The 21,243-nt window shown below is 61.9% G+C and carries 25 protein-coding genes and 1 pseudogene; 5 read left to right on the plus strand and 21 right to left on the minus strand.

The window, feature by feature from the left end; all coding sequences use genetic code 11:
• Positions 1–19: 19 nt before the first annotated feature.
• Both JQ46_RS01725 and JQ46_RS11420 read left to right on the plus strand, forming a co-directional pair.
• Positions 20–1,171, plus strand: a complete 1,152-nt coding sequence (locus JQ46_RS01725; RefSeq protein ID WP_034984954.1) for an EsaB/YukD family protein — start codon at positions 20–22, stop codon at positions 1,169–1,171.
• A pseudogene (locus JQ46_RS11420) lies at positions 1,171–2,055 on the plus strand (S8 family peptidase); the annotation flags it as partial. The gene JQ46_RS01725 and the pseudogene JQ46_RS11420, both read left to right, overlap by 1 nt.
• 179 nt (positions 2,056–2,234) lie before the next feature.
• Here JQ46_RS11420 and eccB read toward each other — a convergent pair.
• Together eccB and truA are read right to left on the minus strand one after the other, a co-directional pair.
• A complete protein-coding gene (eccB, locus tag JQ46_RS01730) occupies positions 2,235–3,533 on the minus strand; it encodes a type VII secretion protein EccB (RefSeq protein WP_034984955.1) in 1,299 nt (432 codons plus the stop codon).
• 1,249 nt (positions 3,534–4,782) lie between these two features.
• Positions 4,783–5,781: a tRNA pseudouridine(38-40) synthase TruA gene (truA, locus tag JQ46_RS01735; RefSeq protein WP_034984956.1), complete on the minus strand. Its 999-nt coding sequence runs from the start codon at positions 5,779–5,781 to the stop codon at positions 4,783–4,785.
• Between the two features lie 361 nt (positions 5,782–6,142).
• On the opposite strand from truA, the gene JQ46_RS11425 reads away from it, so the two are divergent.
• Positions 6,143–6,346 carry a hypothetical protein gene (locus JQ46_RS11425; RefSeq protein WP_237744670.1) on the plus strand — a complete coding sequence of 68 codons (204 nt, stop codon included), beginning with the start codon at positions 6,143–6,145 and terminating at the stop codon, positions 6,344–6,346.
• Between the two features lie 336 nt (positions 6,347–6,682).
• On the opposite strand, the gene rplQ is transcribed toward JQ46_RS11425, so the two are convergent.
• From rplQ to rpsH, 16 genes are all read right to left on the minus strand, one after another.
• Positions 6,683–7,246 carry a 50S ribosomal protein L17 gene (rplQ, locus tag JQ46_RS01745; protein WP_034984958.1) on the minus strand — a complete coding sequence of 188 codons (564 nt, stop codon included), beginning with the start codon at positions 7,244–7,246 and terminating at the stop codon, positions 6,683–6,685.
• A 55-nt stretch (positions 7,247–7,301) separates the two neighbouring features.
• The gene (locus tag JQ46_RS01750) at positions 7,302–8,315 is read right to left on the minus strand and encodes a DNA-directed RNA polymerase subunit alpha (RefSeq protein WP_034984960.1); all 1,014 of its coding nucleotides are present in this window, start codon (positions 8,313–8,315) and stop codon (positions 7,302–7,304) included.
• Between the two features lie 144 nt (positions 8,316–8,459).
• Positions 8,460–9,065 (minus strand): 30S ribosomal protein S4, encoded by a 606-nt coding sequence (rpsD, locus tag JQ46_RS01755; RefSeq protein WP_034984961.1) that lies wholly within the window; start codon positions 9,063–9,065, stop codon positions 8,460–8,462.
• Positions 9,066–9,091: 26 nt separating this feature from the next.
• Positions 9,092–9,496: a 30S ribosomal protein S11 gene (rpsK, locus tag JQ46_RS01760; protein ID WP_005291870.1), complete on the minus strand. Its 405-nt coding sequence runs from the start codon at positions 9,494–9,496 to the stop codon at positions 9,092–9,094.
• Positions 9,497–9,499: 3 nt separating this feature from the next.
• Positions 9,500–9,868, minus strand: coding sequence for a 30S ribosomal protein S13 (gene rpsM, locus JQ46_RS01765; protein ID WP_005291872.1), 369 nt, complete (start codon positions 9,866–9,868; stop codon positions 9,500–9,502).
• Positions 9,869–10,115: 247 nt separating this feature from the next.
• The gene (infA, locus tag JQ46_RS01770) at positions 10,116–10,334 is read right to left on the minus strand and encodes a translation initiation factor IF-1 (protein WP_003854422.1); all 219 of its coding nucleotides are present in this window, start codon (positions 10,332–10,334) and stop codon (positions 10,116–10,118) included.
• Between the two features lie 226 nt (positions 10,335–10,560).
• Positions 10,561–11,754, minus strand: a complete 1,194-nt coding sequence (locus tag JQ46_RS01775; protein WP_034984962.1) for a dicarboxylate/amino acid:cation symporter — start codon at positions 11,752–11,754, stop codon at positions 10,561–10,563.
• Between the two features lie 219 nt (positions 11,755–11,973).
• Entirely contained in the window at positions 11,974–12,768 is a 795-nt protein-coding gene (map, locus tag JQ46_RS01780) for a type I methionyl aminopeptidase (RefSeq protein ID WP_034984963.1), read from the minus strand.
• 135 nt (positions 12,769–12,903) lie between these two features.
• On the minus strand, positions 12,904–13,449 hold the full coding sequence (locus JQ46_RS01785) for an adenylate kinase (protein ID WP_034984964.1): 546 nt from the start codon (positions 13,447–13,449) through the stop codon (positions 12,904–12,906).
• Positions 13,446–14,780: a preprotein translocase subunit SecY gene (gene secY / locus JQ46_RS01790; protein ID WP_034984965.1), complete on the minus strand. Its 1,335-nt coding sequence runs from the start codon at positions 14,778–14,780 to the stop codon at positions 13,446–13,448. Before secY ends, JQ46_RS01785 begins: the two co-directional genes overlap by 4 nt.
• A gap of 332 nt (positions 14,781–15,112) precedes the next feature.
• Positions 15,113–15,562, minus strand: a complete 450-nt coding sequence (rplO, locus tag JQ46_RS01795) for a 50S ribosomal protein L15 (RefSeq protein ID WP_034984966.1) — start codon at positions 15,560–15,562, stop codon at positions 15,113–15,115.
• 2 nt (positions 15,563–15,564) lie between these two features.
• Entirely contained in the window at positions 15,565–15,750 is a 186-nt protein-coding gene (gene rpmD / locus JQ46_RS01800; RefSeq protein WP_011274133.1) for a 50S ribosomal protein L30, read from the minus strand.
• A 3-nt stretch (positions 15,751–15,753) separates the two neighbouring features.
• The gene (gene rpsE, locus JQ46_RS01805) at positions 15,754–16,395 is read right to left on the minus strand and encodes a 30S ribosomal protein S5 (RefSeq protein ID WP_011274134.1); all 642 of its coding nucleotides are present in this window, start codon (positions 16,393–16,395) and stop codon (positions 15,754–15,756) included.
• Between the two features lie 40 nt (positions 16,396–16,435).
• Positions 16,436–16,840, minus strand: a complete 405-nt coding sequence (gene rplR, locus JQ46_RS01810) for a 50S ribosomal protein L18 (RefSeq protein ID WP_011274135.1) — start codon at positions 16,838–16,840, stop codon at positions 16,436–16,438.
• Positions 16,840–17,376 carry a 50S ribosomal protein L6 gene (rplF, locus tag JQ46_RS01815; protein ID WP_011274136.1) on the minus strand — a complete coding sequence of 179 codons (537 nt, stop codon included), beginning with the start codon at positions 17,374–17,376 and terminating at the stop codon, positions 16,840–16,842. The genes rplR and rplF overlap by 1 nt, the downstream gene beginning before the upstream one ends.
• A gap of 18 nt (positions 17,377–17,394) precedes the next feature.
• A complete protein-coding gene (gene rpsH, locus JQ46_RS01820) occupies positions 17,395–17,793 on the minus strand; it encodes a 30S ribosomal protein S8 (protein ID WP_011274137.1) in 399 nt (132 codons plus the stop codon).
• Between the two features lie 684 nt (positions 17,794–18,477).
• Here rpsH and JQ46_RS01825 point away from each other — a divergent pair.
• Complete coding sequence (locus tag JQ46_RS01825; protein WP_034984968.1) at positions 18,478–18,888, plus strand: hypothetical protein; 411 nt, start codon at positions 18,478–18,480, stop codon at positions 18,886–18,888.
• A 90-nt stretch (positions 18,889–18,978) separates the two neighbouring features.
• On the opposite strand, the gene rplE is transcribed toward JQ46_RS01825, so the two are convergent.
• The 3 genes from rplE to rplN are packed head-to-tail and all read right to left on the minus strand — an operon-like array spanning position 18,979 to position 20,237.
• On the minus strand, positions 18,979–19,548 hold the full coding sequence (rplE, locus tag JQ46_RS01830) for a 50S ribosomal protein L5 (RefSeq protein WP_011274139.1): 570 nt from the start codon (positions 19,546–19,548) through the stop codon (positions 18,979–18,981).
• Positions 19,549–19,550: 2 nt separating this feature from the next.
• Positions 19,551–19,865: a 50S ribosomal protein L24 gene (rplX, locus tag JQ46_RS01835; RefSeq protein ID WP_005291939.1), complete on the minus strand. Its 315-nt coding sequence runs from the start codon at positions 19,863–19,865 to the stop codon at positions 19,551–19,553.
• Positions 19,866–20,237 (minus strand): 50S ribosomal protein L14, encoded by a 372-nt coding sequence (gene rplN, locus JQ46_RS01840; RefSeq protein WP_034984969.1) that lies wholly within the window; start codon positions 20,235–20,237, stop codon positions 19,866–19,868.
• Between the two features lie 610 nt (positions 20,238–20,847).
• On the opposite strand from rplN, the gene JQ46_RS01845 reads away from it, so the two are divergent.
• Entirely contained in the window at positions 20,848–21,204 is a 357-nt protein-coding gene (locus JQ46_RS01845) for a hypothetical protein (protein ID WP_034984970.1), read from the plus strand.
• Positions 21,205–21,243 lie beyond the last annotated feature (39 nt).

Here is a 21,243-nt window from a genome sequence, read left to right on the forward strand (position 1 = left end):
CACCAGGGGGATTTCTACTGTGCTAGCTCTCAGCATTTCCGTGCCTGCGAAGGGCACCACTATCAACGCTGCAATCGCCGACCATGTGCCTGTCGCGGAGCTCATACCGCACCTTGTGGATGCGGAGCCGGGGGAACACTGGATCCTCCACCGGGCGGTTGGGCAGGTTCAGCCCCAGCACACTCTGGCGGAGGCTGGGGTGCGCCCCGGAGAGTCGCTGACCTTGCAGATCGCCACCGTTCCCGCCCCGCCGGCCGAGGCTGTCGAGGAGCTCTCCGGCCCTATCCCCGCTAGCCCTGCTTCCTGGATCGCCGCGGCCATCGTTGCGCTGTTCAGCCTTCAAGCCACTCCCGCGTGGCACCCTTTGGATAATCAGTTGGTTGGAGCTGGGGGCGTCCTTAACCTCAACCATTCGGCAGACACCGCAACGATCGTGGCAACCGCAGTGGTGGCACTGGCTACGGCGGCGGCTTCGCTGCACCACCGCAACTTCACCTACCTCGCCGCAATCCTTGGTTTCGGGCTGGGGCTGCACGTGAATGTGCTGTGTGCATGCTTTGTGGCGGCTCTCATGGTGTGGCGCAGCGGCCCGGCGCGGATTGTGACGGCCACGTGGGTGGTGTTCGCAGCGATGAATTTCTGGCCGGGGATTACTCTGCTGCTGGCGATGTTCGCGCTGGCTTACTCGGGGCAGATTGCGATCGGACTGGCGGGCATCAAGCTGCCAAAGGTGCCCGCGACTGGTGTGTTTACTCAGCCGACGACCACCCGAGCGGGCCAGGTGGTGGAGGTGCATTCCGCCCTGGTGGTAGCAATCGTGGCGGTGTTGAGTGCGTGCGTGTACCAGTTGGCGCCGTGGGGTGAGCCGCTGAGCCTGTGGCGTGCAGCGCTGCTAGTGCTGGTGGCCGTACTGGGTGTGAGCGCGCGCAGCACCCGACCGGTGCATTCGGTGGCGCTGGCGGTGCTGTCCGCGACGACGATTCTGTGGTTGGCGCTGCACGAACCCTGGGGTGCGGCGTGCCTGGTGCTGGTTGGCCTGCCGGCGGTGCGCGTGCAGTCGCCGATGTTGGGGCGGGTGATCGATATGGTGGAGGCCGTCGCGTTCTGTCTGGCCATCCCCCTGGCGCTGCAGACCACAGGAATCTTCGAGGCGATTCGGGGCATCGGCTGATGATCATCCAGGATTCCTCGCCACACGGGAACTGCCAGGAAGGCACCGTTGCGGCGCCCGGTACCGTGCCTTTGCCGGATATTGACGCCCCCTCGTACCCAGCGCTGCACGCCCTGTCCCGGGGCCGGGACGTGGACGTGGCTGTGATTGATACGGGCTCCGCTGGGCCGGGCGTGGTGGGAGACCGCGATTTTTGTGTGTTGCACGGGTCCGTGGTGACCAGCGTGTTGCGGGCGATAGCGCCGGAAGCCAAGGTGCATTCGTTTAGGCATAACGCGGTTTCCTCCCGGGCTGAGGGCACGGTGGAGGATCTGGTTCGCGCGATCGACCGGGCGTTGAAGGCACGGGTGAAGGTCATCAATATTTCGATGGTTGCCTGCGAGGATACGGCGGAACTACGGGAGGCCGTCGGCCGGGCAGAGAAGGCCGGAGTGCTGGTGGTGGCTTCCACGGGCAACACGGGGCAGTGCCCGGAGGGGGCGCCGACGTTTCCTTCCAGTCTGGATTCTGTGCTGGCCGTGGGGGCCGTGGCGCCGCGGGCGCAGGAGTTGGTAGCGGCTGGCGCAGGATCCAGTGCCGGGGCTGCTCCGGATGCAGCCGCGGGGACCAGCACCGGAGCTAGTGCAGTGAAAACGAACTCCGCCGACCAGGGGCGCGTGCCTGCGCAGTACAGCGCGCCGACGCACTGGGTAGATCTGTTCGCCCCTGGCGGGCCGGTCGAAGGGCAGGTGGACGTGCGCGGAAAGGTGCACACCATCGTCGGCAACCCCGATCCTTTCGAAGGCACCAGCTTCGCCGCGCCAGTAGTTTCCGGGACCGCGGCGCTGGTCTGGCAGATCGTCCCGCACCTCAGCGTGCAGGAGGTCCGCGAACTGCTGTCCTCCACAGCCTCTCCCGGTGCGAGCGGCCCGGGGTTAGGAAAGCAGATGTTGGTTGTGAATCCCGCCGCAGCCGTGGATAAGGCGCTCGATCTGCGGGATGCGCGAGCCAGCGATGGCTCAGCCGACGCACGCTACGAGCTGCAGACTGTCAGCTCCCATCCTCACCAGCCGGAGGCCGCCGACTACTCCGTGCCGGTCGTGCTCTCCCTAGTGCTGGCGCTGGGCATCATCGCTACGGTCGTCTGTCGAGCTTTCTCCGCAGACAGCAGGCCACCGTCGGGCAACGAGGCCACGCGGGCAAACTGAACATTGTGCTCCGCAGTGAACCCCAGGGCGCGCAACTCGGCCTGGCTGCCCACGGAGTAGCGCACGCCGTTATCGCTAACCAGCACGTATCCGCGCTCCGTCTTCAGCGCCGACGTGCCCCGCGGGCCGTAAAAGGCGGTTGGATCTTCGGCGGCCAGTACGGCGCTGATTCCGGCTGAGTCCACGCCCTGCCCGCCACCGGCACTCGCACCAGCACCAGCACCGTCACCATCCTCCGGCTCCGCCAACCCCTCCGGCCCCGCGCACACCATCTGCGGCTGCGCCCACGTCACGGGCTGCTCGCCGTCGAACTCCGGGATTCCCGCCAACACGTCCACGCTCGGCTGGCGCATCACATCCGCAAGTGGTGCCTCCACCGGCGGCACGGGGCTACTGGCCAGGGCAAAGTCGCGCCGCGATCCCTTGACCTCCCCCACGCCCGCTCGGTCCACCAGAAACGCCCGGTCGCCAGACGTGATTACCCTGCCCGCCACGTCGAAAGGCGCGGGCATCTTCGTCTTTCCCGCCGGCATGGCGATGTCGGGGCTGCGACGAAACTGCTGGACCAACCCATCGCTGGCGGGCACCGCCTCCGTGCCGAAAGCTCGGGCTGCGTCTGGAGTGATGCGGGCGCGAGTGGTGGCGTCAATAAGCCAATAACCCGAAGGCGCAGCCAGCAGAGCGTGGCGATGCGCCTTGATGTGCTCGACGGCCACGACCGTGCCCACGCCACCGGCTGAACGGTCGCAGTACAGCCACTCGCGGTCCGGCGCGGCGGAAAGCGCCGGCACCTGCGGAATGCCGATCGGCTGCCCCAACGGCACCTGAGATAGCTGTTCAGCGGTGGTCTTCTGTACCTCTACGGGCTGCTGCAGAATCAGCCGCGCGGAGGCGACGTTCGTGATCGGATGGTAGGAATCCTCCAGGCGCAGGTGCAGCGTGCCGGTCTCGTCGGCCACCAGGTCGGCTCCGTCCAGGCTCGGCTGTGGGCGCAGTAGCCCCAGCATCACCGCACCACCGGCGATCAACAGGCTCAGCAGCACGCCGACAACCAGCGCCCGCCGCTGGCTGCGGAGTGGATCGTGGGCCATCCGCGGATCCCCAATAACCAGCGCGAGCTCGAGCCTGCGCAGCAGAAAATTAAACCCAGATACTTGTATCCCCGTTGTGCGCATGGTTACTGCGCTCCCCCTTTTATTGTGTTTTGTTGTTTCTAGCCCCCGCTAGCGCGCTTAAGTATTTCATGGTTGAATTGCTTGCGCGAGGCGAACCTCGCATTCGGGGGAATTTCATACTTTGGGGGTTGGGAATAATGGGTTCAGTGGCGCTTTTTGCTGCCGATTCTGCCGATGCTAGGCATACTGCCTGGTGGACGTGGGTTTTGTGTGCGTTGGTGGCGATCGGATGCATCGCAGCGGGCTGGTTAGCCTTCGCCCGCAGCCGCGCCACCACGGACCAGGGCACGCGCTGGTTCCGCCTGCTCTGCGTGCACGACAGGTTGTGGGGCGAGCCGTCGTCGCGGCGGATTTCTGCCGACCGGTTGGCCGGTGGTTTGGGTCTTTCTCTTGTGGACGCCACCCTCTCCACCGCAACCGTCCCCACCAAACCTTTCGGGCGCGGCTGGTTGGGGGATGCCTCTGCCACCCTGGTCGGCGTGCCAGAGCACGCGGCGGCGCGGATGCCTTTTGCCGCCAGCGGGTGCGGGGTGTGGGCTCTGCCCGCGGAGGCTCCGCCGGTGGGCGCGCAGGTATCCGGCTTGGCGGATCAGTTGAGCATTCCGCCTGCACCGGGATGGTTTATCGGGCTGACCGACGCGGGCGAATCCATGCTGGTGCATCCCATCCCCGGCGCGACTTTTGCGGTGTTTGGAACGAGCGGGCAGCTGCGTGCGCTGGAGGGGTCGATGAATTGGCCGGAAGAGCTATTCGAGCTGCACAGGTTCAGTGGTAACGCTGCTAGCGCCAACGGAATGGCTAATCCCACAGGCGATGAGGGGACGAAGACCCAGGTACTGCTCGTGGAGGTCCCCGCAGCTTCTCGCGGACCGCGCAACCCACATAGTTCGCACAGTTCGCGCAACGGGAGTGTCGGCTTCGCTGCTGCGGAGGACGTGCTCGCCCAGGGGCGCGAGCGCCTGCAACTGCTGGGGCGCCCCACGGTGGATGTGTACATCGCGGTGCCGCCGGTTGGCACGGGCACGATCCTGGCTCACGGTGAGCACCGGGAGTACTTCAACTTCTTCGCCGTCACGGCTCCCGCGCCGAAGCCAGCGCCGAAGCCAGCGCCGCAGCCGGTGCCACAGAATGCGCCGGTTGCCGCTCCGGCTACAGCTCCGACGGCGGGTGCAGCCACTCCCGCGCCCGCTCGTTCAAGGCGTGCAAAGCATCGCCGCGCGAGGCCGAATGCGCACAAGCACCGTTTCCCTCACGGCGCGGTGTCTGGCTCTGCATCCGGCGCCGTGTCTGGCTCCGTGGCTCCTGCGGCGGCGGGAGCCGACCCGCTCCCACTACCGACCGGCGAACGCTTGGCGCGGGTCGTCAGCGCGCGTTCCGCCAGCTCCTCGTCGGCCGGGTAATCCACCCGCACCAGGTTCAAACCGGCCGCCGGCGCGACCGGCACGGCCGAGCTGCGCTTCGTCTCCTTCAACAACCCCGGAGTGAAATCCTCCGGTCGCTTGCCCGACCCGACCGTCAGAGCCGCCCCCACCAGGGATCGCACCATCGACCAGCAAAAAGCATCCGCCGTCACGTGAGCCTCATAGGTCTGCGGTTCCGCCTCCGTGGAGACGTCCACCCAGCGGAACTCCTGAAGTTCGCGGACGGTCGTAGCACCCTCGCGGGCCTTGCAAAATGCCGCGAAGTCGTTCAAACCGATCAGCGCATCGGAGGCCGCCTGAGTTTTCTCCAGATCAATCGGGTGGCGCCACGCTGCCGTATCCCGCGCTCGCACCGGCACAGGCCCGGCCGGATGAGTCGTCACGCGATAAATGTAGTGCCGGCGCAGCGCGGAGAAGCGGGCGTCAAAACCCTGCGGAGCAGCACTCGCCCCGTGCAGCCGCACGTCCGCGGGCAACATGCGCGACAGGCGCCGCACCAGATCCTCCGGGCGGGTCAACGAGCGCTGCTCGAAGGCGTCCGCCGGGATGTCCGCATGGCAGACCTGACCGCTGGCATGCACGCCCGCGTCGGTACGCCCGGCAACGACCAGCTCAATAGGATGGCGCGTGACCAGCGACAGTTTTTCCTGCAGCACTCCCGCGACCGTGCGTAGCCCGCCGGACTGAGTGGCCCAGCCGTGGAAGTCCGTGCCGTCGTAGGCCACGTCCAGGCGCACCCGCACCAGCTCGCCGGCCCGGTTGGGCTGACTGGCCGGCACAGCTGAGGTGGCCTGCGAGAGCTGCTGGGCCTGCGACGTTTCGGTCATGGGCGGGGCGCCTCCTTCAGATGGACGTTCGGCTAACTCGGCTAGCTGTTGCTGCTCAGCTGCTGCATTCGCCATGGGTACTGTGCGCGCCTTAGTCTAGTCTGCATGCAAGACAACGAATTCTCCGCCTCCACCCTCGACTCGCGCGCCCGCCGGCTAGTCGCGTAGGTCGCTGCCCTTAATGGCCTCGGCTTCGTCGTTGAGGTGACGATCGCGCTGGTCATCGGCTCCGTCGCCCTTTTGCTGACGCCGCCGACTTCCTCGAAGACACCCTCATCAACGTTCTGGTGCTCACCGCCCTGGGGTGGTCGGTGGCCAGCCGCCGGAAGGCCAGCTACACACTGGCGGGGCGGATAGTGCGTTGGTTCAGGGTGCTTGGCTGGCGGCGCGCAATGATGCTGCGGCTAATGTGTTGATCCTCGGCGCCGGTGTGGTGATGATCTTCTGGGCCAGCGCATGGCCGGACATTGTGGTCGGCGTGGTGATCGGTCTGATTAACCTCTCGGCGGCGAAGGAGGTCTTTGAGCAGGCTCGCGCGGAGGAACCGGAGCTGGAGATGGACTAGGCGAACCGGCAAATGTCGCTAGAACGGGAATACGCGCGCCGCAAGGTAAACACCACCAAGATGAAAACTCTCTGACCTGCACTTTTACAGAACTGCAAATCGTTCGCATTAACGCATTCCCGTTCTAGCGACATTCAGCGCACAAACCCACCACAAACCTGCCCAAACCCACCTAAACCCCACCCCGCAAACGCCAACAGGCGCACCCTTGCCAGTTCGGTGGCATCGGGGCCGGCGGGGGTGGGGGCGTCAATAAGTAAGCAACAAAAAGGCGGGCCACGAGCTACCCGATTGGGTAACCGTGACCCGCCTCAAAGCTAGGCGAGAGCGCCGGACTTACTTGTCCTCAGCAGCCTCTTCAGCCTTGGCCTCGTCGGCAGCTTCAGCAGCCTCAGCCTCAGCGGCCTTGTCGGTTGCGGTGTCAGCCTCAACCTCCGGAGCCTCCTCGGCCTCTTCAGCCTTAGCCTCTGCAGCCTCGGCCTCAGCCTTCTTGGCCTTGGAAGCGGCAACGCGGTTAGCGCGCTCCGCCTCGGTGGAGGCCAGCTGCTCCGTCACCAGGGAAATCTGGGAGATCGGAGCATTGTCGCCCTTGCGGTTCTCCAGCTTGATGATGCGGGTGTAGCCACCCGGACGGCCTTCGAACTTCGGAGCCAGCTCGTTGAACAGGTAAGCAACAACTTCCTTGTTCGGGATGAGCTTCAGCACGTTGCGGCGGTCCGCCAGGGTGCCGCGCTTGGCCTTGGTGATGATCTTCTCGACGTAGGGGCGCAGCAGCTTAGCCTTTGCGTCCGTGGTCTTGATGGCGCCGTGCTCAAACAGCTGAGCAGCGAGGTTGGACAGGATCTTCTTCTGGTGGGAAGCAGAACCGCCCAGGCGGGCGCCCTTCTTTGGGGTAGGCATTAGTTCTCCTCGTGTGGATCTTTAAATCAGTGAGCGCGTGCGGTTAACCACCGGGTTATTCCGCGATGTCCTCGCCCTCGGTGTCGATGAACTCGCCGGTCTCTGCGTCGTAGCCCTCGATATCGGTGATATCGAAGTCCTCCGGAGCGTCCTTCAGGCCCAGGCCCAAGCCAGCCAGCTTGACCTTGACCTCGTTGATGGACTTCTGGCCGAAGTTGCGGATGTCCAGCAGGTCGGACTCCGTGCGTGCAGCCAGCTCGCCGACGGTGTGAATCTCTTCACGCTTCAGGCAGTTGTAGGAGCGGACGGAGAAGTTCAGGTCCTCGATCGGCATGCTGTAGGCAGCGATGTGCTCGCTCTCCTGCGGCGACGGGCCGATTTCGATGCCCTCTGCTTCGTGGTTCAGCTCCTGAGCCAGACCGAACAGCTCCACCAGGGTCTTACCTGCGGATGCCATAGCATCACGGGCGGTGATGGAGTTCTTCGTCTCCACGTCCAGAACCAGCTTGTCGAAGTCCGTGCGCTGTTCCACACGGGTTGCCTCGACCTTGTAGCTAACCTTCAGGACCGGGGAGTAAATCTGGTCGACCGGGATGCGTCCGATCTCAGAAGAAGCTGTAGCAGCCGGAACGTAGCCGCGACCACGCTCGACAGTCATCTCGATCTCCAGCTTGCCCTGCTCGTTCAGGGTGGCGATGTGCAGGTCCTGGTTGTGAACCTCCACGCCAGCCGGAACCTCAACGTCGGCGCCGGTAACCTCGCCCGGGCCTTCCTTGCGGATGAACATCGAGACGGGCTCGTCGGAGTCGCTGGACAGAACCAGGGACTTGATGTTCAGGATGATGTCGGAAACATCTTCCTTCACGCCCGGAATGGTGGTGAACTCGTGGAGCACACCCTCGATGCGCAGGGAGGTCACTGCCGCGCCCGGGATGGACGACAGCAGGGTCCGGCGCAGGGAGTTACCCAGCGTGTAGCCGAAGCCCGGCTCCAGCGGCTCGATGACGAACCGGGAGCGGGAATCGTCGATGAACTCTTCCGTGAGCGCGGGGCGCTGTGAAATGAGCATTGTTAAAGCTTCTCCTTTTTCGGCGACCGCTATATGACGCCGTTAGGGGGACTACCGCCACCAGGTTTGGTAGACGGTGCGGACGGTAGAAAACCGCGTTTGGTGTTCTATCCGAAGTAATTCTAACGAATAGGTTCGTCAGTTTTACTTCGAGTAGAGCTCGACGATCAGCTGTTCCTGCAGCGGAATGTCGATCTGAGCGCGCTCGGGCAGCTGGTGCACGAGGATGCGCAGAGTGGACGGTACGACCTGCAGCCAAGCAGGAACGATCGTATCGACCAGGGCTTCCTGAGCCTCTTCGAACCACAGCATCGAGCGAGACTTCTCACGCACGTCGATGATGTCGTACTGGGAGACCTTGTAGGAAGGAACGTTGACCTTCTTGCCGTTCACGGTGAAGTGACCGTGGGAAACCAGCTGGCGAGCCTGGCGGCGGGTGCGTGCCAGACCTGCGCGGTAGACAACGTTGTCCAGGCGAGACTCCAGCAGGATGACCAGGTTGTCACCGGTCTTACCCGGGCGACGGTTGGCCTCTGCGTAGTAACGGCGGAACTGCTTCTCCAGAACGCCGTAGGTGTACTTCGCCTTCTGCTTCTCCTGCAGCTGCAGGAGGTACTCGGACTCCTTGATGCGAGCACGGCCAGCCTGCCCCGGAGGGTAGGGGCGACGCTCGAAGGAGTTGTCGCCGCCGACGAGGTCGACGCGGAGGCGACGGGACTTACGGGTTACGGGGCCGGTATAACGAGCCATTTTTAATCCCTAATCCTTTCTTCTCTTTAGACGCGACGACGCTTCGGCGGGCGGCAGCCGTTGTGCGGCTGCGGGGTGACGTCGGCAATGGTGCCAACCTCAAGGCCCGCGGTGGACAGGGAACGGATAGCGGTCTCGCGGCCGGAGCCCGGACCCTTCACGAAAACGTCAACCTTCTTCATGCCGTGGTCCATTGCCTTGCGGGCAGCGGACTCGGCAGCCATCTGAGCGGCGAAGGGGGTGGACTTACGGGAGCCCTTGAAGCCGACGTGGCCCGAGGAAGCCCAGGAAATCACAGCGCCCTTCGGGTCCGTGATGGACACGATGGTGTTGTTGAAGGTGGACTTGATGTATGCGTGGCCGTTGGCCACATTCTTCTTGACGACGCGACGGCCAGTGCGGCGCGCGCCGGAACGAGTCTTCGGAGGCATAGGTTACTTCTTCTTTCCTGCGATCGTCTTCTTGGGGCCCTTACGGGTACGAGCATTGGTCTTGGTGCGCTGACCGCGGACCGGCAGGCCACGGCGGTGGCGCAGGCCCTGGTAGGAACCAATCTCGATCTTGCGGCGAATATCGGCCTGGATCTCGCGGCGGAGGTCACCCTCCACCTTCCAGGTGTTCTCGATAACGTCACGCAGAGCGGACAGCTGCTCGTCGGTCAGATCCTTGGAGCGAAGATCAGGGGAGATGCCGGTCTTTTCCAGCAGCTCCTTGGAACGGGCGGGGCCGATTCCGAAGATGTAGGTCAGTGCGACCTCCATGCGCTTCTCGCGTGGCAGGTCAACACCAGCAAGGCGTGCCATAGGGCATTTTCCTTCCGGTTTAGCGACGGTTTTCTCCACACTCGTCCCTTTTGATCCTTCGAGTATTTCGCCAACAGTCACGGAAGAGACCGTCCGGGCACCAAGTGCCTTGAATGCGCGAAACCAACACCCCAACTATTGGGGTGTTGGAAGGAGGGCTCCGGCCGCCGCGGCCAGAGGTAGTGACCAAGTAGCTGCAACCTCGGCGGTGCTGCTACCTAGATTGGATGTATGGAGGCTTAACGATTTACTTGTAGCGGTAAACGATACGCCCACGGGTCAGGTCGTAGGGAGACAGCTCCACGACAACCCGATCCTCGGGGAGAATACGGATGTAGTGTTGGCGCATCTTGCCGGAAATGTGGGCCAACACCTTGTGGCCGTTATCCAGCTCGACACGGAACATCGCATTTGGCAGGGGCTCGACGATGCGACCCTCAACCTCGATGGCGCCTTCTTTTGCCATATCCTCCAACGTTTCCCCAGCTCAACTAGCTGGTATGGGTGATGTTTTGCTACATACGGTACAGTCTCAGAACCCCCGCCACGGTAGCCACCTGGGGTACCTACCGATGCGAAAGCCTCATGCACCAACTGCATACAATACACGCGACCTGCGCAGATGCCAAAACGCTCGCCCCAGCCCTCTTGAAAGCTAGCGCGAGCGTTTGTCCACTCAAGCAGCGGAGCCTCTAAGCGGGTTGCTCCTCGCGGCGCAGCTCGCCCTTCGCCAGGCGGTTCACGGTCAGCGCAATCGCGCCGTCACCGGTGACGTTACATGCGGTACCGAAGGAGTCGATGGCGATGTAAGCGGCAATCATCAGTGCCACCTGGCCATCGTCGAAGCCCAGCTGGGACTGCAGCAGACCCACGGCCGCCATAATCGCACCACCCGGCACACCTGGAGCTGCGATCATCATCACGCCCAGCAAGAAGATGAAGCCCAGAGCCATGCCTGCGGTCATGTCCACGCCCGTCATGTAGACAATGGAGAACGCAAACAGAGCGATCTTCTGCATGGAACCGGATAGGTGCACCGTTGCACACAGCGGCACCACGAAATCGGCGACAGACTGGGATACCCCGTTCTTGCGAGTGCACTCCAGGGTCACCGGAATGGTTGCGGCAGAAGAGGAAGTACCCAGGGCGGTGAAGTAGGCGGGCAGCATGTTCTTCAGCGCCGTGAACGGGTTGCGCTGTGCAAAGAGCCCAGCCAGCAGGTATTGCAGCGTCAAGATGGCCCATGTCATCAGTACGGCGAGAATCAGTACCTTAGAGAACTGCGTCAGCGTGAGCTTCAGGTTGCCGTTCATACTCATGGTCAGGAACACGCCGAAGATGTAGAACGGCAGCAGCGGGATGATGAAGCTCTGGATGACCTTCATGGTCACCTCGCGCAGCTCCTCAGCACCCTTGTACAAAACCTCGGTGCGCATCGAGGCCATAGCGATACCTACGGTAAAAGCCAGCAGCAGTGCAGACATCACGCCCAGCGGTGGATCCATCTCTACGGAGAAGAACGGCGCCAGCGCGCCCTCTTCAATATCCTTGGCCTCGATCATCGACTCATTGCCCAGCAGCGAGGGGTAAAGCCCTTCCGCCACGCCGTAGGCGATCAGGCCGGAAATGATGGTGGAGACGTAGGCGATGCCGGCGGTCACAGCCAGCCACTTACCAGCTCCGCGACCCAAGCTGGCGATAGCCGGGGCGATCAGCGCGAAGATCAGAACCGGGACGAAGAATCCCAGGAAGTTAGCGAACAACCCATTGAAGGTCGCAAATACGCGGCCGGCCCATTCCGGGAAGAAGAGGCTGCAGACGATACCCAGAACAATCGCGACGATGATCTTGAATATCAGAGAGTTAAGGAATCGGGATCCATTCATGCTGGCACTTTCCCTTTGCAGTTACTTATAGGTCCTCAAGAAACGATTATGTTTAGCCTACTCGCAATACTTGATTCCCCAATAATCGCCCGCCGCCCATTAACCCCACCCCTGCTGCCCCCTCACTACGGTGCTCCCCTACCACCGCCAATACTGCTGCACCCCCGACACCGCATTAGCCGGGGCAGGCGGCAGGGGGCGTCACCAAGAAAGAAAGAGCTACTTGCGCGGCGTGAGGATCCGCGGGCCATCGGCGGTCGCGGCGACGGTGTGCTCCCAGTGCGAGGAGAAACTGCCGTCATCGGTCAGCACGGACCATTCGTCATCCAGCACGTAGGAGTCCGCCGTGCCCAGCGCCAGCATCGGTTCGATGGCCAGCACGGAGCCCTCCTGGATCTCCGGTCCGCGCCCACCGCGGCCTTCGTTGGCCAGATACGGGTCCTCGTGCATGGTGCGGCCAATTCCGTGGCCGCCGTAACCGTCGACGATCCACAGCTCCACGTCGAACTTCCGTGCGGCGGCTTCGGTCGCCTTCTCCAACGCCCAGGACACGTCCGTCAGCCGATTGCCGGGCACCATCGCCTTCAGTCCCTCGTACAGGACCCATTCGGTCGCGCGGTTTAGACGGTCGTGTTCCTCGGCTATTTCGCCGATGCCGAAGGTCCAGGCGGAGTCCCCCACCCAACCGTTGAGCGTTGCGCCGCAGTCGATGGAGATCAGGTCGCCCTCCTTCAGCACCACGTCTGCGGATGGGATGCCGTGGACGATCATGTCGTTCGGGCTCGCGCAAATGGAACCCGGGAAGCCGCCGTACCCCTTGAAGGTCGGGGTGGCGCCGTGGTCGCGGATGACCTGCTCGGCCACGCGGTCCAGGTCGAGCGTGGTCTTGCCCGGCGCCGCAGCCTTCTTGACCTCCTGCAGCGCCAGTCCGACGATCTCCCCGGCGGCCTGCATCGCATCCAGCTGCTCTGCGGTCTTCGCCGCGATCTTCTTGTTCTTTCGCCTAAAGCCCATGTGGTTTCGCTTCTGTTCTCTTTGCTTACTCGTTTTTCTTAGTGACGCCCCCTCGCGGGGCGAATAACCACAAATCCCGCCAGGTCGGACCGTGTGGGGCCGGCTGGCGGGATCAGCGATTCTTGCGCGCGGGGTTTACTTGTCCAGCGCGTTCAGCGTGGTGCAGGAGATGTCCTCAACGGTGCCCTCTGCGTCGATGTTCAGCAGAACGTCCTTGTAGTGGTCGATCAGCGGGGCGGTCTCCTCACGGTAGACCTCTAGGCGGGTGCGGATGGTGTCCTCGTTGTCATCGTTGCGGCCGCGGGCCAGCATGCGATCAACAACAACGTCCTCGGAGACTACGTAGTTGATGACTGCGTCCAGGGAGTGGCCGTCCTCCTGCAGCATCTTCTCCAGCAGCTCTGCCTGCTCGATGGTGCGGGGGAAGCCGTCCAGCAGGAATCCGTCGGCGGCATCGTCCTGGTTCAGGCGGTCGCGAACCATGTCGGCGGTGACGGAGGTCGGGACCAGCTTGCCAGCGTCCATGTACTCCTGCGCCTGCTTGCCCAGTTCGGTGCCCTGGGAGATGTTGGTGCGGAACAGATCGCCGGTGGAGATGTGCGGGATCTTCAGTGCATCGGACAGCAGTGATGCTTGGGTGCCCTTGCCAGCGCCGGGAGGGCCGAGCAGAACTAGTCTCATTTGAGGAATCCTTCGTAGTTAGACTGCATAACTTGCGATTCGAGTTGCTTGATCGTGGTCAGGGCAACGGATACCAGAATCAGGATGGCGGTACCACCGAACGGCATCTGACCCTGGCCTGCGGCCTGCGTCGTCTGCACACCCATGTTGATGAGGATGTTAGGCAGAACGGCGATGAGCGCCAGGTAGATGGAACCGACGATCAGCAGACGGTTCATCACATATCCAAGATACTCCGCGGTCGGGCGGCCCGGACGGATGCCCGGAATGAAGCCACCGTACTTCTTCATGTTATCCGCCTGATCGTAGGGATCGTACTGGACGGAAACGTAGAAGAAGGAGAAGAAGATGATCAGTGCCACATACAGCAGGATGTACTGCCAGGCAGCTGGGTCCGTCAGCACGGTCATGACATTCTGGTTCCACCAGTTCTCCTGGCCCGCGCCCTCCGGGTTGCCAGACTGGATGATCTGAGTGATCAGGATCGGGACGGTCAGCAGCGAGGAGGCGAAGATCACTGGGATAACGCCGGCCTGGTTGACCTTCAGCGGCAGGTAGGTGGAGGTCTCGCCGTACTGACGGCGACCGATCATACGCTTTGCGTACTGGACCGGGATGCGGCGCTGGCCCTGCTCGATGAAGACCACGCCGACGACCAGGATCAGCACACCAACCAGCACCGCTGCGAAGACGAAGCCGCCGGAGCCGGAGAGGATGGAGGCGCCCTGCGCCGGCAGAGAGGTGGCAATACCCGCGAAGATCAACAGCGACATTCCGTTGCCGATACCGCGGTCAGTGATCAGCTCACCCATCCACATCAGCAGCACCGCACCGGAGGTCATGACCAGCACCATAACTACCAGTCCGAACACACCCGTGCCGTCCTTCAGGACCTGCACGCCCTGCCCCAGCAGCTGCCGGCGATCCGCCAGCGCCACGATGCCCGCGGACTGCAGCAGCGCCAAAGCCACGGTCAGGTAACGGGTGTACTCCGTCATCTTCGCCTGGCCGGACTGGCCTTCCTTCTTCAGCTGCTCGAACTTGGGGATCACCACTGTCAACAGCTGCACGATAATCGAGGCCGTAATGTACGGCATGATACCGACGGCGAACACTGAAAGCTGCAGCAGTGCGCCACCTGAGAACAGGTTGATCAGCGAGTACATGGCCGAGCTGTCGGTCAGGTCGGAGATCTGCGACTGGATCGAGCCGTAATCCACGCCTGGGGTGGGGATCTGGGCGCCGATGCGATAGAGGATGATCATCGCAAGCGTGAACAAGATCTTCTTGCGAAGATCAGCGTTCTTGAACGCCGAGGTGAGGGCGGACAAACTTTGCCTCCTGTGTAGTTTCTTACCTTCGTGCGGGATCTACTGGCCAGCGCACCTGCACTTCAAGATACGCCCGCATAGAGGCGACACCAATTGCAACCTGTACAGGTTAGCAGACAGGACAAATGCTTAGGTTACTGTACCACCCATAGCGCACTACAAATTAAGCGCCACCGCCCTACCACCGGCCCCGCTCTTTCTACCTGGAATCATCGCCCGCCGAAATGAGGGCGTCAATGGATAAAGAAAAGAATCGCCCCGCCAGCGCAACAATGCACTGGCGGGGCGATTCTTTGTAGCTAAGCTCGGCTAGAGCCTGCTAGCCGTCTTGTTTACTTAGCCTCGGTAGCGGTGCCACCGGCAGCCTCGATCTTCTGCTTTGCAGAGCCCGAGAACTTGTTAGCGGTGACGTTCAGCTTCACGCTGATCTCGCCGTTACCCAGAACCTTCACCGGCTGGTTCTTACGAGCCAGACCAGCTGCAACGATGTCTGCAACGGTGACGTCGCCACCGTTGGAGAATGCCTTCTCCAGGTCAGACACGTTAACCACCTGGTAGGTGACCTTGGCGGGGTTCTTGAAGCCCTTCAGCTTAGGCAGGCGCATGTGCAGTGGCATCTGGCCACCCTCGAATGCTGCCGAAACCTGCTTACGAGCCTTGGTGCCCTTGGTACCACGACCTGCGGTCTTACCCTTAGACGCCTCACCACGACCCACGCGGGTCTTGGCCTTCTTGGCGCCCGGAGCGGGGCGGAGGTCGTGGAGCTTAATTGGATCGCTCATGTTTACTCTCCTGCCACTTCTTCGACCTCGACCATGTGGCGCACAGTGTTGATCTGACCGCGGACGATCGGGTTGTCCTCACGGACGACCGTCTGGCCAATGCGCTTCAGGCCGAGAGAGCGCATGGAATCGCGCTGCTTCGGCTTGGTTCCGACCAAGCCCTTAACCTGGGTGATCTTCAAAGCCATTGCTTATGCCCCCTGTCCTGCTGCACGTGCGCGCAGCATAGCGGCCGGAGCAACCTCGTCCAGGGACTTGCCACGGCGTGCGGCAACCTCTTCCGGACGGACCAGCTGCTTCAGGCCAGCCACGGTTGCGTGGACAATGTTGATGGCGTTGTCGGAGCCCAGGGACTTCGACAGGATGTCCTGCACGCCGGCGCACTCCAGCACCGGGCGGACAGCGCCACCAGCGATCACACCGGTACCGGGTGCTGCGGGCTTCATCATGACGATGCCTGCAGCGTCCTCACCCTGAACCGGGTGGGTGATGGTGCCGTTGATCATCGGTACGCGGAAGAAGTTCTTGCGAGCCTCTTCTGCGCCCTTCTGGATGGCGGCAGGGACTTCCTTGGCCTTGCCGTAGCCGACGCCGACCATGCCCTGGCCGTCGCCGACGATGACCAGCGCGGTGAAGCTGAAGCGGCGACCGCCCTTCACAACCTTCGAGACGCGGTTGATGGTAACCACGCGCTCGATGAACTGGCTGCGCTCATCCTGCTGGTTGCGACGATCGTTACGTCCACCGCGGTCGTTGCGGCCGTTACGCTCGTTGCGCTCCTTCTTGTCGTTGTTCTCGGCGGAGCGTCCGCCGTTACGTTCACGTCCCGACATCACGCGTTCCTTCCGTTGGTGTTGTTCGTGGAGTTGGTCATTAGAACTTCAGACCACCTTCGCGGGCAGCATCAGCCAGAGCGGCGACGCGGCCGTGGTACTTGTAGCCCGCACGGTCGAAGACGACAGCCTCGATGCCAGCGGCCTTGGCGCGCTCGGCGATCAGCTGGCCAACCTTCGCACCGCGAGCCTTCTTGTCGCCCTCCATAGCGCGCACATCGGCTTCCATCGTGGATGCTGCGACCAGGGTGTGGCCTGCAACATCGTCGATGACCTGTGCGTGCATGTGGCGAGAGGTGCGGTGAATTACCAGACGCGGGGTCTCCGGGGTGCCGGAGAGGGTCTTGCGGATACGGAAGTGACGACGTGCGCGTGCGGTGCGGCGGCGGGTGGAAATGTCCTTGCCCACCGGCAGACGCTTTTCGTTTTGTGCAGTGTTGCTCATTACTTACCCGTCTTTCCGACCTTGCGACGGACCTGCTCGCCCTCGTAGCGAATGCCCTTGCCCTTGTAAGGATCGTCCTTACGCAGACGGCGGATGTTCGCGGCGATCTGTCCGACCTGCTGCTTGTCGATACCTGCGATGGAGAACTTGGTGTTGCCATCCACGGCGAAGGTGATACCCTCCGGTGCCTCAATCAGCACAGGGTGGGAGTAGCCCAGTGCGAACTCCAGGTTCTTGCCCTTGAGCTGCACACGGTAGCCAACACCGAAGATTTCCATGTTGATGGTGTAGCCCTTGGTCACGCCCTCGATCATGTTGAAGACCAGGGAGCGGGACAGGCCGTGCAGGGAACGATTCTTGCGGTGATCATCCGGGCGGGAAACGACGAGCTCCTCGCCTTCCTGTGCCACGGTGATCGGGGCCGGAATGTCCTGGCTCAGGGTACCCTTCGGACCCTTGACCTCGACAGACTGGCCGTTGATGTTGATGGTGACGCCAGAGGGGACAGCCACCGGTGCCTTGCCAACACGAGACATGGTTTGGACCTCCTCTAGTTACCAGACGTAGGCGAGAACTTCTCCGCCTACACCCTTGTTCTGAGCCTCACGGTCGGTCAGCAGGCCGTGGGACGTGGAAATGATGGCCACACCCAGGCCGCCGAGAACCTGCGGCAGCTCGTTGGACTTTGCGTACACACGAAGACCCGGCTTGGAAACACGACGCAGCCCGGAGATAGAACGCTCGCGGGACGGGCCGTACTTCAGCTCGATGTCCAGTGTCTTGCCAACCTTGGCGTCATTGACGGTGTAGTCAGCGATGTAACCCTCCTCCTTCAGAATCTCGGCGATGTTCGCCTTGATCTTGGAGGAAGGCATGGAGACGGACTCATGGAACGCGTTGGATGCGTTCCGCACGCGGGACAGCATGTCCGCGATGGGATCAGTCATGGTCATAAGTTTTGACCCATAGCCTTTCTCATTGCGGTTCCCGGCCCACCCAGGATGCGTGTACCGCGCGCTTGCTGGCTACTAGCGCGCCCCATGCTAAATAACGTGGGGTGCTCGCCGCCGTGTCCGCGCGGCCGCTTTATTGGGCGAGGGGCCTACAACAAAGTGGATTGATGTTTACACTGCTCACGCTGCCATCCCAGTTTTGGGCATGGGGCAACGCAAGACCTGATAACTCTAGCAATCACCTGCGGGTTTCCCCAAATCGCTGTTTTTCTTGTTTTGTGACGCCCCTAGGGCCAGAAATCCAGCAGATCAGGAGTAGGCCAATCCCAGTCACGACCGTGACGGTGGCTACGTGCGGGGGTTTAGGCGGCGGCTTAAGCGGTGGCGTGCGGGGTTAGTGTGGCGCGTCAAGCAGTGACGGATAAGCGAACACTGTGTGTAGCATTTGTGCTACATAAGCGGGAGAATAGGGGAAATTAAGCGTCCCTACCTGCGCGTTTCAGCCGTTACGTGAATTGCCTCACACTTTGGCTGCACCTATTGCGAGAGTGAGCCGCAATTCACTACACATGTTGTACGTACACGAAGTACAGACTTGCGGCACCTGATCGGAACTCGCAGAACCGATCACTACCCCGTCGCAACTTTGCAGTTTTTATACACCCCTCTCGGAAGGAGATTCCTTTGAAGTTCAAGAAGTCCCTCATCACCCTGGCCGCAGCATCCTCCGTCGCCCTGGCTGGCGTTCCGGCTGCAGTTGCAGACGACGCCGCTGAGGCACCGGTCGCCGCCGATGTCGCAACCCAGCCGGCTGCCGACGAGGCCGCACCGGCTGAGGACGCTACCGCTGGTGATGACCAGGCTGAGGCAGACGACGAGGCCGAGGCTGGCGAGACCGCAGACGAGAACGCCGAGGACACCGAGAACGAGGGCTCCACCGAGGAGGGCACCCAGGGCTCCATCGACGACGAGAAGAAGGAGAAGCTGAAGGGCTCCATCGACAAGCTGGTCGGCTGGGACGACTCCACCTCTACCCTGGACAAGGTCAAGGACGTAATCGGCTTCATCGGCAAGATCGTTAAGATCTTCCTGTAAACCGGCAGCGGATACCAAAAACAAAGAACCCCCGCTTCCCTATTATTCGAGGAGAACCTCGATGGGAAGCGGGGGTTTTGTCACGCTGATTTACTCAGCGGAGCCCTTCTGCTTGAAGGGGAAGCCCAGCTCGCGCAGCAGTGCGCGGCCTTCGTCGTCGTTGGTTGCAGTGGTAACGACGGTGATGTTCATGCCGCGAGGACGGTCGATCTTGTCGACGTCGATCTCGTAGAACATGGACTGCTCGGACAGGCCGAAGGTGTAGTTGCCGTGGCCGTCGAACTGCTTGTCGTTCAGACCGCGGAAGTCACGAATACGCGGCAGAGCGACGGTCAGCAGGCGGTCCAGGAACTCCCACATGCGGTCGCCACGCAGGGTAACGCGGGCGCCGATGGGCATGCCTTCACGCAGCTTGAAGTTAGCGATTGCCTTCTTCGCGGTACGAATCTGCGGCTTCTGACCGGTGATCTTGGTCAGGTCTTCGATTGCACCGTTGATCAGCTTGGAATCGCGAGCAGCGTCGCCGACACCCATGTTGACGACAACCTTGGTGACGCCCGGGATCTGCATGACGTTCTCGTAGCTGAACTCGCCGTTCAGCTTCTCGCGGATTTCCTCACGGTAGCGAGTCTTCAAACGTGGGGTGTAGTTTTCGCTCATCGTTAGATGTCCTTCCCGTTGCGCTTGGACACGCGGATCTTCTTACCGTCTTCGTCGAAGCGGTAGCCGATACGGGTCGGGTTGCCGTCGGAGTCAACGACCATCACGTTGGAAACGTGGATCGGAGCTTCCTGGGTAACGATGCCGCCGGACTCAGCGCCGCGCTCTGGAGCGGAGTTTGCAACGTGCTTCTTGATTCGGTTGACGCCCTCGACCAGGACCTTGTCGCGCTGCGGGTAGGCCTCGATGACCTTGCCCTTTGCACCCTTGTCCGGGCCGGAGATTACCAGTACGGTGTCGCCCTTACGGATCTTCATTTAGAGCACCTCCGGAGCCAGGGAAACGATCTTCATGAACTTCTTGTCGCGAAGCTCACGTGCGACCGGGCCGAAGATACGGGTGCCGCGGGGATCGTTGTCGTTTGCCTTGATGATGACAGCCGCGTTCTCGTCGAAAGAGATGTAGGAGCCGTCCGGACGACGGGTCTCCTTCTTTGCGCGGACGATGACAGCCTTGACGATGTCGCCGGCCTTAACGGTGCCGCCGGGTGCAGCTTCCTTGACGGTAGCTACGACGACATCACCGATACCAGCGGAGCGTCGAACGGAACCACCGAGCGGACGGATGACCAGGATTTCCCGGGCACCGGTGTTGTCGGCAACTCGCAGACGCGATTCTTGCTGAATCACTTGAGTCTCCTAATTTGACCTAGATTTTTGCTTGCCGTGCGTGGGATTTCCGACCCTCGCGCACGCGGTCTGTGCCAGCGCGTTCAGTTCATCGTGAACTCGGTTCGCCTTCTGGCAACCGCTATATTCTTCCACACCCCTGCTCGGCCGACCAAATCGCCGTATCAGAGTTTTTCGGGGCGGTGGCAGATTTCGCGCAGCGGGGGTGTGTTGCCCCACCCCCGTGCGATTCTCTTTCTTTCTTGTTGACGCCCCCTCACGCTCCGTTGCCTCGCCATTCCAGCAGGTCTGCTAATACTGAACCGGCCTGGTGCTTTGCGCTACAAAATCACTGGTCAGATCACAACTGTGGCATGCGGTTATATCCAGAATCTTCAGCACCATAAGGGGATTAAGGCGCCCGCACTGAAGGTTTGAGGCAGGGCGTACCGTCAGCCCGGCAGGAGGTTTTCAGACTGCACCCAGATGCAATCAAGGATCATTTATAAGCTCTTTCAGCACGCAGGTAGCAAATTTGCACTGTGCTTAAAGTGCACGGCCATGTTAAATTGATTCCCGTACCACGGCCAGTTCAGGCCGACACACCATCTTTCACGTGAGGATTAAACACATGAAGCTCAAGAAGTCCCTGCTGGCTCTGACCACCGCCGCTACCGTTGCAGTTGCTGGCTCCACCGCTGCAGTTGCTGAGGACACCGACAACGGCGTCAAGAACTCTTCCATCGAGTCCCTCGCCGGCAGCCTGAAGAAGAACGAGGATGGCACCGAGAACGACAACAACGACGGCGAGCCCGGCAAGAAGGACCTGGCTGGTTCCGCAAACAAGTTCTTCGGCTGGGACGAGAACACCAAGGGCCTGGAGAAGCTGACCACCGTCGTCACCCTGATCACCACCGTTGCAGCCCTGGTTGGCGGCATCGTTTCCCTGTTCAACAACTTCGACAAGCTGGGCAAGCTGGCCAAGTAAGAACAGCCGGTTCCCGCTAGGAACTAGGTTCCGGCTGAT

Origin of the sequence: Corynebacterium jeikeium, from assembly GCF_000738175.1 — a bacterium.
Taxonomy (GTDB): domain Bacteria; phylum Actinomycetota; class Actinomycetes; order Mycobacteriales; family Mycobacteriaceae; genus Corynebacterium; species Corynebacterium jeikeium_C.

What these genes read in the sequence shown, in the direction of transcription:
- rpsM (WP_005291872.1), bottom strand. Translation starts at nt 9,868, where the DNA reads ATGGCACGCCTTGCTGGTGTTGACCTGCCACGCGAGAAGCGCATGGAG.
- rplQ (WP_034984958.1), bottom strand. Translation starts at nt 7,246, where the DNA reads ATGCCTACCCCAAAGAAGGGCGCCCGCCTGGGCGGTTCTGCTTCCCAC.
- rplR (WP_011274135.1), bottom strand. Translation starts at nt 16,840, where the DNA reads ATGAGCAACACTGCACAAAACGAAAAGCGTCTGCCGGTGGGCAAGGAC.
- rplF (WP_011274136.1), bottom strand. Translation starts at nt 17,376, where the DNA reads ATGTCTCGTGTTGGCAAGGCACCGGTGGCTGTCCCCTCTGGCGTCACC.
- truA (WP_034984956.1), bottom strand. Translation starts at nt 5,781, where the DNA reads ATGACCGAAACGTCGCAGGCCCAGCAGCTCTCGCAGGCCACCTCAGCT.
- JQ46_RS01785 (WP_034984964.1), bottom strand. Translation starts at nt 13,449, where the DNA reads ATGAGACTAGTTCTGCTCGGCCCTCCCGGCGCTGGCAAGGGCACCCAA.
- rpsE (WP_011274134.1), bottom strand. Translation starts at nt 16,395, where the DNA reads ATGTCGGGACGTGAACGTAACGGCGGACGCTCCGCCGAGAACAACGAC.
- rplE (WP_011274139.1), bottom strand. Translation starts at nt 19,548, where the DNA reads ATGAGCGAAAACTACACCCCACGTTTGAAGACTCGCTACCGTGAGGAA.
- rplO (WP_034984966.1), bottom strand. Translation starts at nt 15,562, where the DNA reads ATGAGCGATCCAATTAAGCTCCACGACCTCCGCCCCGCTCCGGGCGCC.
- infA (WP_003854422.1), bottom strand. Translation starts at nt 10,334, where the DNA reads ATGGCAAAAGAAGGCGCCATCGAGGTTGAGGGTCGCATCGTCGAGCCC.
- rpsK (WP_005291870.1), bottom strand. Translation starts at nt 9,496, where the DNA reads ATGCCTCCGAAGACTCGTTCCGGCGCGCGCCGCACTGGCCGTCGCGTC.
- rpsD (WP_034984961.1), bottom strand. Translation starts at nt 9,065, where the DNA reads ATGGCTCGTTATACCGGCCCCGTAACCCGTAAGTCCCGTCGCCTCCGC.
- JQ46_RS01845 (WP_034984970.1), top strand. Translation starts at nt 20,848, where the DNA reads ATGAAGCTCAAGAAGTCCCTGCTGGCTCTGACCACCGCCGCTACCGTT.
- rpmD (WP_011274133.1), bottom strand. Translation starts at nt 15,750, where the DNA reads ATGGCTTTGAAGATCACCCAGGTTAAGGGCTTGGTCGGAACCAAGCCG.
- JQ46_RS01775 (WP_034984962.1), bottom strand. Translation starts at nt 11,754, where the DNA reads ATGAATGGATCCCGATTCCTTAACTCTCTGATATTCAAGATCATCGTC.
- rpsH (WP_011274137.1), bottom strand. Translation starts at nt 17,793, where the DNA reads ATGACCATGACTGATCCCATCGCGGACATGCTGTCCCGCGTGCGGAAC.
- JQ46_RS01750 (WP_034984960.1), bottom strand. Translation starts at nt 8,315, where the DNA reads ATGCTCATTTCACAGCGCCCCGCGCTCACGGAAGAGTTCATCGACGAT.
- eccB (WP_034984955.1), bottom strand. Translation starts at nt 3,533, where the DNA reads ATGCGCACAACGGGGATACAAGTATCTGGGTTTAATTTTCTGCTGCGC.
- map (WP_034984963.1), bottom strand. Translation starts at nt 12,768, where the DNA reads ATGGGCTTTAGGCGAAAGAACAAGAAGATCGCGGCGAAGACCGCAGAG.
- rplX (WP_005291939.1), bottom strand. Translation starts at nt 19,865, where the DNA reads ATGAAGATCCGTAAGGGCGACACCGTACTGGTAATCTCCGGCCCGGAC.